At 31.7% G+C, this 16,984-nt stretch carries 14 protein-coding genes; 3 read left to right on the top strand and 11 right to left on the bottom strand.

Translation table 11 applies throughout. The annotated features are described in order from the left end of the window. Nucleotides 1-86: 86 nt before the first annotated feature. Entirely contained in the window at nt 87-2,033 is a 1,947-nt protein-coding gene (locus B3040_RS03720) for a S8 family peptidase (RefSeq protein WP_291570353.1), read from the bottom strand. A gap of 666 nt (nt 2,034-2,699) precedes the next feature. On the opposite strand from B3040_RS03720, the gene B3040_RS03715 reads away from it, so the two are divergent. Next, on the top strand, nt 2,700-3,917 hold the full coding sequence (locus tag B3040_RS03715) for a MerR family transcriptional regulator (RefSeq protein WP_291570326.1): 1,218 nt from the start codon (nt 2,700-2,702) through the stop codon (nt 3,915-3,917). 15 nt (nt 3,918-3,932) lie between these two features. After that, on the top strand, nt 3,933-5,306 hold the full coding sequence (locus tag B3040_RS03710) for an MFS transporter (protein ID WP_291570324.1): 1,374 nt from the start codon (nt 3,933-3,935) through the stop codon (nt 5,304-5,306). 162 nt (nt 5,307-5,468) lie between these two features. Here B3040_RS03710 and B3040_RS03705 read toward each other — a convergent pair whose 3' ends face one another. The 6 genes from B3040_RS03705 to B3040_RS03680 all read right to left on the bottom strand — a co-directional run bounded on the left by B3040_RS03705 (nt 5,469) and on the right by B3040_RS03680 (nt 11,213). Then, nucleotides 5,469-6,827, bottom strand: coding sequence for a short-chain fatty acid transporter (locus B3040_RS03705; protein ID WP_291570323.1), 1,359 nt, complete (start codon nt 6,825-6,827; stop codon nt 5,469-5,471). 1,143 nt (nt 6,828-7,970) lie between these two features. Then, the gene (locus B3040_RS03700) at nt 7,971-8,834 is read right to left on the bottom strand and encodes a fumarylacetoacetate hydrolase family protein (protein ID WP_291570320.1); all 864 of its coding nucleotides are present in this window, start codon (nt 8,832-8,834) and stop codon (nt 7,971-7,973) included. A 99-nt stretch (nt 8,835-8,933) separates the two neighbouring features. Beyond that, complete coding sequence (locus B3040_RS03695) at nt 8,934-9,563, bottom strand: HEAT repeat domain-containing protein (protein ID WP_291570319.1); 630 nt, start codon at nt 9,561-9,563, stop codon at nt 8,934-8,936. A gap of 106 nt (nt 9,564-9,669) precedes the next feature. Next, nucleotides 9,670-10,086 (bottom strand): NUDIX domain-containing protein, encoded by a 417-nt coding sequence (locus B3040_RS03690; protein ID WP_291570317.1) that lies wholly within the window; start codon nt 10,084-10,086, stop codon nt 9,670-9,672. Nucleotides 10,087-10,152: 66 nt separating this feature from the next. Next, nucleotides 10,153-10,587 (bottom strand): NUDIX domain-containing protein, encoded by a 435-nt coding sequence (locus tag B3040_RS03685; protein WP_291570315.1) that lies wholly within the window; start codon nt 10,585-10,587, stop codon nt 10,153-10,155. An 8-nt stretch (nt 10,588-10,595) separates the two neighbouring features. Next, nucleotides 10,596-11,213 (bottom strand): hypothetical protein, encoded by a 618-nt coding sequence (locus B3040_RS03680; protein ID WP_291570313.1) that lies wholly within the window; start codon nt 11,211-11,213, stop codon nt 10,596-10,598. Nucleotides 11,214-11,555: 342 nt separating this feature from the next. On the opposite strand from B3040_RS03680, the gene B3040_RS03675 reads away from it, so the two are divergent. Continuing rightward, nucleotides 11,556-12,059, top strand: a complete 504-nt coding sequence (locus B3040_RS03675; RefSeq protein WP_291570311.1) for a GNAT family N-acetyltransferase — start codon at nt 11,556-11,558, stop codon at nt 12,057-12,059. Nucleotides 12,060-12,066: 7 nt separating this feature from the next. On the opposite strand, the gene B3040_RS03670 is transcribed toward B3040_RS03675, so the two are convergent. The 4 genes from B3040_RS03670 to B3040_RS03655 form a co-directional block, all read right to left on the bottom strand. After that, nucleotides 12,067-13,836 carry an ABC transporter ATP-binding protein gene (locus B3040_RS03670; protein WP_291570309.1) on the bottom strand — a complete coding sequence of 590 codons (1,770 nt, stop codon included), beginning with the start codon at nt 13,834-13,836 and terminating at the stop codon, nt 12,067-12,069. Beyond that, nucleotides 13,814-15,580, bottom strand: a complete 1,767-nt coding sequence (locus B3040_RS03665) for an ABC transporter ATP-binding protein (protein WP_291570307.1) — start codon at nt 15,578-15,580, stop codon at nt 13,814-13,816. Before B3040_RS03665 ends, B3040_RS03670 begins: the two co-directional genes overlap by 23 nt. A gap of 291 nt (nt 15,581-15,871) precedes the next feature. Further along, a complete protein-coding gene (locus B3040_RS03660; RefSeq protein ID WP_291570305.1) occupies nt 15,872-16,312 on the bottom strand; it encodes a GyrI-like domain-containing protein in 441 nt (146 codons plus the stop codon). Between the two features lie 15 nt (nt 16,313-16,327). Further along, nucleotides 16,328-16,915, bottom strand: coding sequence for a GNAT family N-acetyltransferase (locus B3040_RS03655; RefSeq protein ID WP_291570302.1), 588 nt, complete (start codon nt 16,913-16,915; stop codon nt 16,328-16,330). Nucleotides 16,916-16,984 lie beyond the last annotated feature (69 nt).

The raw sequence follows: 16,984 nt of genomic DNA, 5'->3' as shown, positions 1-16,984 counted from the left end.
AATTAAATGGGAGCAGTTCATTTACACGCTTTTATTTTATCTTTAATTATATCTGTTTTTATTTCCTTCTATTATTTTTCAAATTTTTATCCCTTAATCATTTGATCTATTCTTTTACGTTTATAAGAGATCAATGTTATCGTATTATAGATTTCTTCAGGAATATTAATATATAAACTATATTTTTCTTTATTGTTGGAGGTTGAATTATTTATTATCTCTTCATTATATTCACTTTGTCTCTTTTTTAGATTATTAAATACTTTTTCAATATTTAATACACCGAATCCTGTTTCTTGATTTGGATAGACTCCAGACTCATCCTTTACTGTACCTTGTATGAGATAGTTTTTTATTTTCGATGAATACATATTGAGATCATTTTGCTCTACTATTCCCCATTGAACAAGTAATGCTGTAACTCCCGTTAAAATTGCTCCTGACACAGCAGATCCACTAACTACAATAGGTTTATTATTTAATCCAACCGTTAATATATTTTGAGATGCAACTGCTATGGAAGGGTTGATTCTGTTATCTGTTGTAAAACCTCTTCCTGAGTCTTCCATAACTATATATTCTATTTCATTAAAAGAAGAATTTACTATTACGTTGTTTGCTGTGGCTGGAGTCATTAAGGTTGTATATGGTGTTGATTTAACTAATCCTGTTTTCCCTACTGAAAATTCCTTTTGTTGAAACCAAGTATTAATTGTACCTCTTACCATTGTTTCTTTTTTAATATTTATTTTCCAGATTCCCCCTATAGCATTTTTTATGACAATATCAATTCTTTGCCCTAAAGTTACTTTATTTTCTAAGAAGTATTGGCAATAAATTGAGCTTTTCCCTAGGGTGAAATTTGCCTCTTCCCCATTAACTTGATTAATTGGGATTTTATCAATAGTTTCTCCTATAGGGTTTGTTATTCCTACGGTGATTACATCTGGCTCCCCATAATACAAAGAAAAAAAGAAATTCTGTTGCTCCTCATCCACATTTATTTCAATAGTTTTTTCTATTTCTTCATCTTCAAAATTTCTTTTAAGACATATAGGACTGCTCCCCTGGTCACCAGTGCTCATAACCCCATAGAATCCTCTTCCTTGTGTGAAAAAATTTAAGTATCTCTCTCCCATGGTACTTCCATCATGGGCACCTAGATTAGTTCCTGCTGACAGGTATATTACAAAAGGTTTACCTACCGTTTGGTGTGTTTGATACAAGTACCTTATAGAGGTTGCAACTAAATGACTATCATAAACACTTCCCTTATAGTTTTCCACACCCCAATGTGCTAGATTCTCACAACAGGCTTCTTTAAGTTTTACTATAATAAACTCACAGCTAGGTGCAAAACTAGCTATTTCATCCTTATCCCCTAAACTTCTCCCTCCAATTATAGTAGCTACTGAAGTACCATAACCAGTTTCATCCCTATGATTTACAATATCATAGGGATTATTCCCTTTATTCTTAACCTCAATTGCTTTATTTATATCCTCTCTTGTATATTCAGTTCCAAGAAAGAAGGATTTAGGCATAGGGCCTGTATCTACAGTTTGATCATATATGGCAATAATTCTAGTATTACCAGCTTCGTCCATAAACCTAGGGTTTAAATAATCTATTCCTGTACCAATTATCCCTACTACCATTCCTTTTCCATCTAAAGTAGTACTCCCTTTGCTCACGGCCTTTAAATTTGGAGCTTCATTACTTTCCTTTAAACTAAATAAGGTAAAGGGAAAATTTCTTTCTATGTTTATTATTTCAGGTATCTCTTTAAGTAGCTTGCTTAGCATCCCCTCTTTCACAAAAAAAAGTGTAAAATAAGGGCTTATAATATGAAATTTTGCATAGTCAATAGAACTGAGGTGTTCTGTAAAATCACCAACATATTCCGCTAAATAAGTTTCATATTCCCTATTATAATAATAGCTACTTACTTCCTCAGCAGGAATTCCTTTTTGGGTCATACTATCAGATTCTCTATAAAATTCATTTTGATAATTGCTCTTAGAGCCTAACATAAACCTAATCCCACCCTTTAAATTCTTGTGGTGTGTTCTAAATCAATATGATAGCTATTAAAGTTAAGTACACATCTCCCCTTATAAATAATTTATGTTAATTACTACTGTTTTGTTCAAGATTTTTTTAATGCTCAATATATCCTTCCTGTTAATCCCTATAAATGAAGCATTGAACCTTAGTCTAAGTGTTAGAACAAAACCGTGTATGCACACGCCCTTTTAAACTCCTATAATCTTTGTAATTTTTTACATATAGTTCGAAACCTTGTAATATCAAGAACTCAAAGAAACTTTTTACATTCAAAAAGTTGAACTTCCTGTATAATAAAAAAATTTGTTATTCAAAATTTTCCTTAAAACAAGTGGTAAGAAGTTTAGTATGTATATCTAGAAATTCTCGCCCAAATAATGGAATACTCATTTTATTTAGGGTATAATCATACTTAATAATGTTGAATAAACAATATACATAGTTCTATTGATTTTCTTATTGGATTAAGTACGACTCTTAGGTTATTTAACAATTTAATATGCATAAATACTCTCTAGATTTAGCTATTACAATTCAATTATCAATGAGGAACACTAGTGCTAGTATCATTATTTTTTAATAAAGGCTGAAATATAGATTGAGATTAAAACAAGAATTATTGAGGTGTAAATATGAAAATCGGAAAGTTTGCTGAAATGAATAATTTAACCATAGATACTGTGCGTCACTATATGGATATGAATTTAATACTTCCTGAAAAGCAAGGTGGACAATATAACTTTGATAGTAAATGCGAAAAAGACTTAGAAGATTTATTATCCCTAAAAGCTATGGGATTTTCCTTAGGGGAAATTAAAACTATCTTTATGTTTAAAAGATTAGGTAATCTAACTCAATATGAGGAAGATGAATGCTTCAAAGCACTTTTTAAAAATAAAGTTAGCAAATTAGAAAATCAAATTAAAGAGCTTAGTGAAATGAAAGAGAAGCTGAAAGAAAAATTAATTGAACTTTCAAGAACTGAAAATACAAGTAAAACAGTTCTTGGGATAAACTTTAATGCACTTAGCCTTTTAAAATGCTTAAAATGTGGAAGTAACCTGCAGCTTAGTGAAGGAAGCATAACAAATAATCAGATTATAAATGGGAAACTAAGGTGTTTATGTGGTGAAGAGTACCACATTGAAAATGGCATATTGATGGTTACTAATAGTAAGCTTGATTTTAGTGTTAAATACGACTTTAATCACATTGTTGACTATATAAGCGATACTAACATAGATTATCTTGATCATCTTTATCGTGGAATGGACTTTCTACATAGAAAAATTGATTTTTCTACTTTAAAAAACAAGGTGCTCCTAGAATTAGGCTCTGGCTTAGGCTTTTTTTTAAGAAGTATTTATGAAAATCTGCCTGAGGACTCTATATACATTGCTGTGGATCATGATATAAATAGGCATATATTTTTAAAGAATATATTAGAAACTGTAGATTATAAAAAAAATATTCTTTTTATTTGCTCAGATTTTCGCCAGCTCCCAATAAGGGATAAATCTATTGATATTGTTTTGGACGTTTCTGGAACAAGTAATTATAGTTTTCATAATGAAGACTTTCTTCTAAAGCTATTAGATAATTATGTAAAAGATAGTGCAACTCTAATTGGAGCTTATATTTTATTTAAGAATTTTGCCCTAAACAGCTTAATAGAGCCTAAATACAGAAAGAATTTCATTGCTAGTGATATTAAAAATCAACTTTCTAGCCTTCACTACAATATTTTTGAAGAAAACACTTCAAATTTTGTTGAAAAGGGTGGAAAGTATGAGAATTACTTTAGAGAAGGTGAAAAGGTTTATTCATATTCTCTCCTTGGCAAAAGGTAGGGTTAACCCTATCTTTTGTTGATTTTTTGGGTATTTTTTTTAATTCTATCTATTGATGTGGTGATGAGACCACCAATTATAATGAAACTAGAAGTTAGGGCACTTAACCCTAAAGAAAGGAATGTGATTAAATTGGAACTATCAATAACCTCATTAAAGAATTCTTTTAAAACTAAGGACTTTTTAAATATAATTTTATATTCAATAGCAAGCTGTATATCCCTCTTTGGAACTTCTATTTATAATTTTGCCCTTGGACTTTATGTGTTAAAAGTAACTGGTTCAGGCTTAAGCTTTGCAACCACCCTTGTTCTAGGAATTTTGTCTACAATTCTTGTTAATCCCTTTGCAGGTGTCCTTGCAGATAGGCTTGACAAGAAATTTCTTGCTATAATTACTGACCTGCTAAATGGAGTTTTACTCATAGGTTTATATCTTTTAACTATAGGCTATACCTTAAGCTTACCCATGATTTATGTAACTACTTTTCTTCTAAATGTATTTACTACTGTTTATGGCATAAGTATTGAAGCATCAAAACCAAATTTAGTGTCTGAAAAAAGACTTATATCTTTAAATTCTATAAGTAAAGTAATTCAATCTGCCTCTTCTATTTTAGGTCCTATGATTGGTGGAGTAATCTTTGCTTTTATAGATATAAGGTATTTCATCTTAGTTAATGGAATTTCTTTTTTCATATCTGCAATGCTTCACGGAATTATGAATTTTAAATTCAATCATAGTGATAAGGAAATAATCAAAGAAAAAATGAACTTTAAAAAGGATATACAAGAAGGAGTTAATTATTTAAAAACCAGTAAAAATATTTTAAATATGTTTGGAGTTTTTATCGCCTTAAACTTTTTTCTTGGTCTTTCAATAACTGTACCACTGCCCTATATAATAAATAATGTTTTGAAGTTAAGTACTAAATCTTTTGGTATAATAGAGACTGCTTTTCCTATAGGAATGATTTTAGGTGCCCTTCTGATTAAAAAGGTCATGGCCACCCATCCCTACGGCAAAATCATAAAATTTACTGGTATATTACTGTCCCTTTCTATGGTAGCCATAGGTTTTTCAGTTATATTAAGCTATAAAGTTAATAATGAAGGTTTTTATTTAGTATACTTTATTTTAACTATGATGCTAGCAGGTATTGCTATATCTTTCATCGATATTCCTATTTTCTATATACTACAGCAAGTTATTCCAGAAGAATTAAGGGGAAGAGTCCTTAGTCTTGGCATAAGTATAGCAAAGGTAATCTTACCAATTGCACTAATTCTGGCTGGAATCTTAATTAATCATATCCCTTCTTATATTTTACCTATGCTAGGTGGTGCTGGACTTTGTATTTATACTGTGTTTTGCACTAAACTAGAATAGTTTTATATTTCATTAAATCATTATGTAGAAAATTAAAAAACTACCTCAGAAGATGTTTCTCTCATCTTCTGAGGTAGTTTTCATTTATCTTTTATATAAAACATACTAATAATAAACTAAACCTTTTAAGTTTTACTCTTGTAATAAACTATTATTTGCTCTTTACCACATTACAGCCCATACCCCAAAGAATATAGCAGTAAGTACTACAAAGAATACTATACAGTAACCCATAATGTCCTTCATCTTAAGCCTTGCAATTCCTAGTAGCGGTATTGCCCAGAATGGCTGAATGATATTTGATATGGTCTCACCAGCTGTAAAGGCTATTACAAACTTATGAGGGTCAACTCCTAGATTTAAAGCTGCTTGCCCTAAAGGCTGCCCAGCAACCATAAAGATTCCCCCTGAGGAAGGAATGAAAAAGTTAACTATAGCCATAGAGATATAAGTCCAGAATGGATAGGTTGTTTGTGTTGATATACTTGCAAAGAAGTTAGCAATTAAAGCAACAAGACCTGAGTCACCCATCATTCCCTGTATCCCTGCATAGAATGGAAATTGAATAACAACCCCAAAGGCACTTTTAACCCCTTCTTCTGCAGCCGTTAATAAATTACGTGGAGTCATATGAAGTATTATTCCAACCATTAAAAGAATAAAGTTCATAATATTTAAGTTTAAATCAAAGCCCTTAGTAGCAAACCAATAAACAATATAAATTAGACCACCTATACCTATAATTAAGTTCATTATAGGACTATTATCCATTTTTTCTGCAAAAGTCATGTTCTTTTTATCTAATACCTTAGCAGCACTTTCTGCATCTTGTGCAGCAAAAGCATCTAAAATCTCCTTATCCATACTTGGAGTATCCTTTGGATCTGGATGTATTAAAGCTGCTAGGATAGGTACTATAATTATAAGTCCTAATATTTCAGCAATAAGAAGTGATGGCTCAAACACTGTCTTACTTAGAGGAATTAATCCTAATTGCTTCTCCAAGAAATAACCTGGTGTATTTACCATTAAAAATTCAGAACCAGAGATTCCAAAAAGTCCAGTAGTTATAGCTCCTGTATATGCTACTGCAACATATAATTTAAAATCAACCTTTTTTAAATTCTGCGCTACAGTTCGTGCTAAAATAGCACCTGCAACCAAACCAAGACCCCAGCTTATCCAGCCTAAAAGTGCACTGGCAATAGCAATAAAAAGTACTCCTTGCACAGCATTTTTAGGAATTTCACAAATTTTAACCAGAAAACGCTTTGCTAAGGGCGCACTGGCAACTATATAGCCTGTAGTAATTATCACTGTCATCTGCATACTAAAGGCTAAGAATCCCCAAAAACCTGTACCCCAATATTTAATCATATCTAAAGGACCGGCTTTAGTTAATGTAATACCTGCAATAAAGGTTATAAGTGTTAAAATCATTGCAAATACTATTGCATCTGGCATAATTTTATCCATACCTAAATTTAAAGCTTTAGTAATCTTTCTTAAACCATTTCTCATAATATTACCCCATTTCTATTTTAGTGTAAAATATTGAGTAGCTTATCCGTGAATAAATTGCTACTTGATAATTCGAAGATTATGCAAAGCTTCATACTAAGTTTCATAACATGAATAAGTTACAAGTCTACAAATTCCTATATAGCAATTTAAAGTTGTATGGCCATTAGAATATGTGTGTTAAATATTTATCAAATTAATTTATAATTGGTTAACCGTTTACAAATATTATATTACGCCATGGAAGGTTTGTCCAAAACAGATTTTTATAACTATCCTTACGCAAATAAACTAAACAGATTTTTCTCATTTTTTCTCCATTTTTCGTAAAATAGCTAGCCTTTTCACTTTTATATTAAAATCATATTATATATATGATTTTAATAATATAGTTATGATAGTTTTCTTTTTTTTAGGAACCTTTTAAAACTTCCAGCTTATTGTTATATATTTCACAGAATATATAATATAATCTTTTACAAATACATAGTGAATTTTATTTAATGTAATTTAATATTTATAGACAAATAAATTGTGAAAGTATTTTATTTGTCTAAGCTTGTTAGATGAGTTATTTCCAACATCCGCCTATGTAGATTTAATTTAGCACCTCTGCACCTTTCTTACACAGAGGTTTTTTTACCAACTATTTTAAGGGTTCTTCTTAGATTTGTTTTTAATTAACAGTTAAATAGTAAAGCAGAAGTCTTCTCAATTAAAGCTGCATAACCATAAAAAGCCATGTATTTTTACATGACTTTTTGCTATTTATGCTTGATTTTTCCTTCAACTAAGGTTATTTTTTGCCCATAACACTATTACTATAAATCTATTACACTTCATAGCCATCTATTCTATAGTTTAATAAAGGGCCTACTAGTGAAAGATTAATTTATTCATACTCAAAAAGCTTTAAGAGAACCAAGGTAAGACTCATGTATAAGTGAGGTTTAAACTCTGGTTCCCTATGTAGCTAAACAAGGTCAAAACTTATATACAACTCATAATTGTAAAATATCTCCTAAATAGTTCTATTCTATTTTCCATTTTTTTCATATCTATGAAAAAATTTCACCTTTAATTCTTAGAAACCCTTGCTATCCTACTTTGTTACTTTTAAGAAAACTTTCCCTCTTTTACTTGTTACTTTAATACATTCCTTAAACTACCTATATTTTCAATGGTAACAACAATTTCATCTCCAGCTTTTAACCACTGCTGTTCCTGTTCTTTGTATCCTAAAATTACACCACTTGGGGTTCCTGTAAAAATAATGTCCCCAGGCTTTAAAGTCATGTATTGAGAGATATAACTTATAATTGTGCTACAATCAAAAATCATATCACTTGTATTGCTCTGCTGGCGAAGAGTGCCATTTACTCTACAGCTAATTTCTAAATTATTGCAGTCTATTTCCTCTGCTGAAACTAAGTATGGACCAATAGGAGCAAAACCGTCACAGGTTTTACCTAAGAGCCACTGACCACTTCGGAATTGTAAATCCCTAGCACTTAAGTCATTTCCAATGGTGTATCCAAAAATATAAGAAAGTGCTTCTGCTTTAGAAATATTAGTTCCTTCTTTTCCAATAACAATTACTAGCTCTGCTTCATAATCAAACTTTTTTGCGGTTTTTGGTAGGGCAACGGTCTGATTATGAGCTGCTAAGGAGTTATTAAACTTACTAAAGATTACAGGTGAGGTTGGAATCTCCAAGTTACATTCCTTACTGTGACTTAAGTAATTTAACCCCACACAAAGGATTTTTTCTGGATTAATTATGCAAGGTGCATAGGTAATGCTTTCTTCACTTAAAATCTCTACATCTTTTTTCATCAGCTCTTTAAGCTGTAACTTACCTTTTTCTCCACTTATGATAACTTGTTCTATAGTAGTTGGTACTTCAATAAAATAATCATAAGCTGCCTGCTTCACGTCTATTATTCCTTTTTCGCATTTAATTCCTAGACGAACTTTATCCTTTGTTTTAAAATTTACAAACTTCATTGCTCTATCCCCTTTAATAATATAAAAACATTTAAATCTTATTTATTATAATATCTCTTTCTTCAATATATTCTACTTCTCATATGTAAAAGTTCATTTTTAATCCTTTATATTGTTAATCCATACTTTTATAATCTTTGATTCATCATTTTCTAGTCTCTTAATTGCATAATCAAAATATTGGGAGGATATATCATATAATGTAACTAATGCTGCAAACCTAAGATATTCATATTTGCTGTTCAAATTTTCTATAGCCACTTTCTCTGCACTACTAGGATTGACCTTAGCCAAAGAATATAAAGCTCTTCTTATAACATACTCTACTTCATCACAAACTAGTTTTAATAAGTATTTTTCTGAAGAAGAAATCTTTCTTCTTCCCAATAATTCAGCAATCTGCCATCTTGCATTCCAATCTGTATGACTTACACCTACTTCACAAAGAGTCTTTAACCGACCATCATCCAGTGTATCTTCACATTCTCCTAAAACTCTTTCGCACTCATTATCTAAGGCCATAACCTCCAAGATTAACTTTGCAGTTCTTTCTGGATTATCATCATTAGTTAAAGTATATATGGCTTTGAAAGTAACTTCATAAAGACTTTCCCATTCTGGATATTCCGTTTCCCATTCTCCATAATAATTGACACTCTTTAAATATTCCTGTGCCCATTTATTAAATTTGATTAACTCTACTTCAACAGCATTACAAATATCACTCATTTTTAAATCCTCTTACTTTGCGTTATTTACAATATAATTTGTATCATACTGTAACTAGAAACCCTTATTGGGTTTTAATTCTAATTGCACATACCCATTTTTATTTCTAAAGCACTATATTAAAAGCTTTCTTTTCTTCATCCGTTAATGCCTCAAGTACCTTAGATACTTGCTTATCCTCGCGAACTTCATTAATATCTATCCATGTAGCTTCTTTTAAAATCTGCTCATTATCACCAAACTCTGGGTCACAGCCTAGCTTTAACTCACACCCCTCAGTAGGAATAGCAAGAAAGCAATACTCAGTTCCTTTAGTGTATTCAGTACTAAACAAATATCTAATTATAGAAATTTTAAGATTTATTTCTTCCTTTGCTTCTCTTATAGCCGCCCCTTCAAGTCCTTCCCCTTCTTCCACTCCACCACCGGGTAAAGTCCAAAAGCTTCTGTCACTTCTTTCATGCTTCACCATGGCTATTTTTCCATTACGAATAATTGCTGAAAACGCTCTATTTCTTTTCATTGTTAACCTCCACCATAAACATTCCTCAGCTTCAAATTAATTTACCCTCTAAAATTAGATTACTATTTATATATCCCTTAACTCTTGAGAAAACTCAACAGCTTTTTTAAAAAGTACACTATGAATTTCTGGATATGTAAGATTTTCAGGTAGACTATCAAAGAGCTTTATTTCTTCAATTTCTAAATTGGGCAAAGTGCTAAGCTCAAGTACCTCTGTATAAAATAACTTTGCATATGATTGTCGTTGTCCTACCTTTGCAAAGGATATACATACTGGTGTTATGCTAAACTTTATAGCTCCTGTTTCTTCAAATAACTCTCTTGATGCTGTTTCACTTATAGCTTCACCAGCTTCATGAGTTCCGCCTGGTAATTCCCAAGTTTCTTTTCCTTTTTCTCTAACAAATATCCATTCATCTTTATAACGAGCTGCTATAACTGCGCATAGGAAATTATCATCTTCCATTTCTTGCAATTCCAATAGCTTTACCTCTACCATATTTTATCCTACTCCCTTGCTTTAAAAAAATCATCACAAAACTTATCCCATTTAATCTTATAGTCTTCATGGGATATTAATTCTAGGTCATAAGGTGAGTAAACCTTTCTTTTTCTTGCCTCTTCTACAAAACCTTCTAAATAGTCTCCTGGTTCAGTTAAATACCCTTTAACTTTAGTGTATCCCCTACTTACTGCATAATAAAGCCTTGTATGCCCATCTAAAGATATGAAAGAGTCCTTTAGCTTTGCTAGAGGAATTATTATATCTTCTTCATTATTTATGAAAGACTGGATAGCTTTAACCTTGTCCATATCTACAAAAAACTGTGAAGGCTGAATGTCCCTAATTAATATGCTAAATACTTTAATAGGCGAAAAGACTTTTATTAGGTCCATATTCTTATTATAGAAATTAACAATGTGCTCAGAATAAAATCTAAATTCATCTATCAATTGAAGCACATTAATTTCTTTATCGAAGAAAGCAATTGCAGAATCTTCATTTACTATTTTAAAGCTGCAATTATACTTACCATCAACTATAAAGGCACCATGCTGCCTTAGTATTTCTTTATCAAATCTCTCATCATCATAGTTGTTAATTCTTTGTATTTTATGCTCCATGTATCTCACTTCCTAACTAATTACATTTATATACTTAATACTGCTATGTAGTATTAATAAAAGCAAAATATTATACTATGTTGTCAACAATTTCAACATGATTGCTTACCTATAAATAGGGAACTTTTATCAATAATTATCTATAATGTTATACTAAAAGTTTAGCATATTTTCCATATTATTGCATTGATTTTCCTAAGAGTAATATACTGTTCTATGACGGTTTTTCTTTTTATGCTATAATGGAATTATATGTTAACTAAAATTAAAACCCATAATTATAGGTTTATATAATTCACTATTATTTTTATTAATTAAAGTACATATTATGGAGGTGCTATTTTGAAATATTATTTTCGCAAAATAAATTCTGAAGATACTAACAATGTATGGTCCTTAATTGAATTGTTAAAGAAAGAAGGAGCTGACATCTCCTTTACTGAGCTCAAAAGTAAAGATGAGGTAATGAATTTCATAGATAACCCAGCACAACTAACCTATGTTGCTGTAACTAAGGAAGATCCCAGCAGTATTCTATCTGTTGTTAGAGGCAGACGTGATATGTCAAATGAAAAATCTCATGCAGCCTTTTTAACTGCAGCCACTGCTCCTCATGCACGTGGTTCTGGTCTTGCTGCAGAACTAACTAATTTTGCTTTAGAACAAATGAAAAAAGAAGGAGTAAACATTGCGAGAATCTATGTTTACAGCAATAATCATGCTTCTCTAAACGCTGTAAAAAAATTAGGTTTTGTCCATAGTGGAACTGTATTAAGACATCATAGGGATCAGGTTACTGGTGACTACGTTGATGATCTTATTTTTCATAAAGTACTTGCGGATTGATTATCTACTAAGTGCCATAAATACTAGCAAATTCCTTGCAGCTTTCTAACAGTTCTTCAGCTTTTCCATAGCCTTGTGCATAACCATTTTTCATGAAAATAATTTTATCCGCCCTTTGTAAAACTTGCCTTTTGTTTGATGCAATTATACAGGCAAAGTTTCTTTTCCTAATATTTTTTTCAAAACGATTCCAAAACTCCTTTTCTGTTTCAGTATCAAGTGCACTGGTGCTATCATCCATGACATAAATCTGTGCATCGTGTATAAACATTCGTGCCAAGGCAAGCCTTTGTCTTTGTCCTCCTGAAAGCTTGCTTCCACAACTTCCTGCCTCAGTTGAAATTCCCAGTTTCATTGAAGAAATATCTTCCTCAAACACTGCATTATAAAAGGCTTCTTTAATATTCTCCTCACTGGCCTCTTTACCTAAAAGCAAATTTTCACCTATGGTTTCACTGAAAATTTTTGCAAGCTGTGGAGTGTATGCCACATTAGGTATGCGGAGAAGCTCCCCATGCTTCTTTATCTCCACTCCATTCCAGAAAATCTCTCCAGAATCCTTTGGAACTACTCCCATAAAAACATTTAGTAAGGTAGACTTTCCTGAGCCCACGCCCCCAGCTACTGCAAGAACTTCTCCAGGCTTTAAAGTAAAACTTACATTTTCTATACCATTTTTGTCATCATGTCCGTAAGTAAGATTTATCACTTTAAGTTCCTTTAAAGATGTGCATTTAGTTATATTAGGCTGAAACTTTTTTATGGGTTTAAAGGCACTTAATTCACAATGGGCAGTAAGCTCATTTTCATTAATTTCTCCTACAACTTCTAAGATTCGATCATAGGACACCTCTGCCTGCTTCATTAAGGACACTATTTCCACAATCCTATCAACACAACTAGCAAGAGTTCCTAGATAAGTAACGAAGATACTAAAGTCTCCTATTAAAAATCTTCCCTCCATCATACTCCTTGCAACAATAAACATCATAACAGCAGTACCTATATACACAGTGCCCCCAAGGACTGCCTGTAGACTTGAGTCAAAGAGAGTGTCCTTTAGTATTGCCTTTAACCTAACATTATTTAACTTTTCATAATGCTGTAAAATACTGCTCTCTCCACTTGAAACTTTAATGGTTTGAACAAGATTTATAGTATCTCCTACCATTTCACTGATCTTTGAATGAATTTCTCGATTAACTTTACGGTTTTCCTTAATTCTCTTAGATGCAACATTAATTATCACAATAACTAATGATAGTGGAATAAAAATATAGAGAGTTACTCTCCAGTTAATTATTAAAAGTGATGCAATAGCAATAAGAGAATACACCACAAACCCTGAAACCTCTGACAACAATTGTGAGGGAAAAGCACATATAGGCACATCATCATCAAGTATTTCAAAAACTCTTTCAGACTTCCCTGCAATATTTTTTATGTTGTCCTTTTTATATATAAGCTTTATTATATTGTTTCTCAAAAGATTTTCATAGTGAAAAACTTGAACATTATCTAGTGTTGCACAGGCAGTAATGGCAGCAATTCTTATTAAGGCAACTACACCAATTCCTATAAAAAATACAGTAACTTTAGGAAGTATACTTTGTCCTCCCACATCTCCCGACACAAAGTTTAAAATCTCACGAATAAAATAAGCTAAGGCAGCACCATAAGAAAAAATTACTACATTAAGAAGTACACTGATAATGTACATCCATGGTTTGTATAATAGTAAATCTAAAAAAAGTCTAAGAAACCCGTTCTTCTTCATTTGTCCCCACCTCACTGTTTAATTCCATTGCTTTGCATAGACTATAAAATCTGCTTGTTTTATCCTTTTCCAAATCTTCTTTTTTGTCATATTCAGCTATTGTTCCGTCTCTTAAGATCATTATGTTGTCTATCCATCTAAGTGCAGTTATCTTATGGGCAATGGTAATTACTGTTCTATTTTGGGTAAGCACATCAAGAGCACCTAGGATTCTCTGTTCTGTTACATAATCTAGCCTTGAAGAAATTTCATCTAGAATAACAATTGCAGGATTCATAAGGAATAGACGAATTATTGAAATTAGTTGAGCTTCCCCTGCTGATACATTGTTTTCTCCCATATCCAAGTAAGTGTCAAGCCCCTCAGGGAACTTTTCAAACCACTGGGATAGTCCCATTTCTTTTATGGCCTGCAATATGTGGTTATCTGAAAACTCATCATTATATAGAGTAATATTATGTCTTAAAGTTCCATGCAAAAACTGAACTTCCTGAGTACAATAGGCAATTGCGCTACGTAGACTTTCCTCTTTTAATTTTTTCACACTAATTCCATTTAATAGTATTTCACCCTGTTTAAACTCATAAAGTCTAGCAAGTACCTTTGCTAAGGTGGTTTTACCACAGCCCGTCTCCCCCATGATTCCTAATCTTACTCCTGGCTCTAATTCAAAGTTTATATTATGAAGCACAGGGCTCTCCTTCTTATATCCGAAGTTTAAGTTTTTCACTGTAACCGTAATGTCCTTAGACTCTATTCCTAAGGTGCCTTTTTCAATAGAAGTTTCTATATCTAGAAGTTCCTTTACTCTCATAAGCCCTGCCTTTGAAATTTGCATGCTTGTGAGATAATTTCTAAAATCCTGAAGGCGATTAAAAATTAATTCAGTATAAGTATGAATGAGATATACAGTTCCTACTGTTATAAATCCCTTATCCCACAGTGCTACTGCAATTCCTAGTGAAAGTATTGTAACCACTGCCTGTAAAGTGGTTGATGCACTCCAAAGTCTTGAATACATCATCCCTGCAGGTAGACTTTCCTTAAAACGATTTTTCATTGCTTCATTTAGCTTATGAAGAGAATATTTTTCTGCTCCGTTAGTCCTTATCTCAACAATATTATCTATTTTTTCCTTCATAATCCCATTGAATTTTGAAATAGCTGCAGAACGCTTCACATACAACTTCATTCCATAATCCTGTATAGCCTTAAAAATCCAAACTGACACAACACTAAAAACTACCATGGATAATGCAACAACTTGATTTTTCATAGCTAAAACTATGAGAACACCACTCATGAGTAAAGTGCTTCCTACCAGCTTGAATATGAAAATATAAAAGTATGAAGAAAGTCCCTCTGCATCCTCATCCAGTCTACTAAGGATTTCCCCGCTAGTCCAAGTTTCATGATGCTCCATATCAATTTTCAGAAAATGTGCTAATAGGTCTTTTCGGAGCAAATTAGTAATTTTCAGACCAAAACTTTTAGCAAAATAGGACTCACATACATTACCTACCATATTCATAAGGATTGTTACCATGTATATAAAAACTATGAAAGTCACATATTCTATAGGTTTACTACCTTCAGCTGAATCAATAAAATTGCTTAGTACTTGTGGTGAAAGAATTTGAAGCACAATATTGCTAATAAAAAATATACTTATTAATATGATGGCTTTTCTCTGTCCTTTTAAGTATTTAATAAAAAATGACCCAAAGTACTTTTTCTTTTTCATGTTATCTCCTCCATTCTGGTCTAATTCCTTTAAAAGCTGTGATATTTCCTCAATATTATTTTATTATCTTTATGCTTTTGAAGGTTAGATAAAGAACGTTTCTATACTATTTTTTACATAAAAAAAGCTACTACTGAACCTTGCAGTAATAGCTCTATTTGTAAGTTTTAATTCTTCATCTCGGAAGTTTACCATTGGTTAGTGTATTAACAGCTAAATTAGTATAATTGTCCCATTGCACTTTTTTTCACTTTATAACACAAAATAAAAATTATACTATTTTGATTAATATTACTTAATCTTTATTGGTACATAGTAATCCATTTGCTCGTATCCCATGGCCTTACAAGCAGAGGGTGGAGTTGGAATATTCCCTAGGTATGCACGAGAAGCATCTTCCTCAAAGCACCCTTTTTCTTTAATAAAGTTTTTAATGGTGCTAATTGTCTCAGAACTATCCTGTCCATCTACATCAGTAGCAACAGCGTATAAACCACCTGGAAAATCAATGATACTAAAATCCTGAGGTACATTCATACCCTCATTGTATATGTAATACCACATAAATCCCTCTTGTTGGTTGTCATAAAACATAAAATCTTTTGGAAACATTGTTCTTGGCAGAGAACTAAACCATTCATTAAATTTTTCAAGTTTACCATCCCCAAACATACCACATTGTGATGACACCATTTTACAACCAGGTATTTCATAAACACGAACATTTTCCATTTTTATTCCCCCTTCTTATTCTTCTTCCAATTTAGTTATCAAACAGTAATCTATAGTATTAGCCTTATATTCATAATCAAGAATGGAGTACAAGAAGGAATCTCTCCACTTTCCTTTTTGTAACTTATGCTCTCTTAAGCGACCTTCTTTAATCATTCCTGCTTTCTCCATGACTTTACTTGACCCTATATTATCCGGATGGCATGTACCATAAATTCTATGTAGGTTTAACTTATTAAATCCAAAATTAATTACCGCATTAGCAGCTTCACTGCCATAACCCTTACCCCAAAATTCATTATCAAAACAATAGCCAATAAACCCTTCCTTGTTGTTAATACTTGCAATATGAATTCCGCAGCCACCTATTAGTGTATTATTTTCCTTTAATACTACAGCAAATTCATAATCGCACCTTGGGTTTTGATCCTTGTAATTCATAACCTTTTCTATAAAAAGTTTAGTGTCTTTTTCATTGTTTGGACCAAAAGGTAAATATTGTGTTACTTCAGACTTTGAAGCATAGGTGTGAATTAATTTAAAGTCTCCTTCATTAACTTCTCTTATTATTAATCTACTGGTTTCTATGTATTCTAAAATCATTTATTTTCACCTACCAAATCTTAATTTTTTAACAAGCTATCTAGCTTAAGAATACTAAATATATGTTCC

The sequence above is a fragment of the Clostridium sp. UBA4548 genome, from assembly GCF_002387895.1.
GTDB lineage: Bacteria > Bacillota > Clostridia > Clostridiales > Clostridiaceae > Clostridium_J.
Note: the sequence above shows the minus strand (reverse complement) of the source record. Positions and strands in the feature narration are given on the sequence as shown.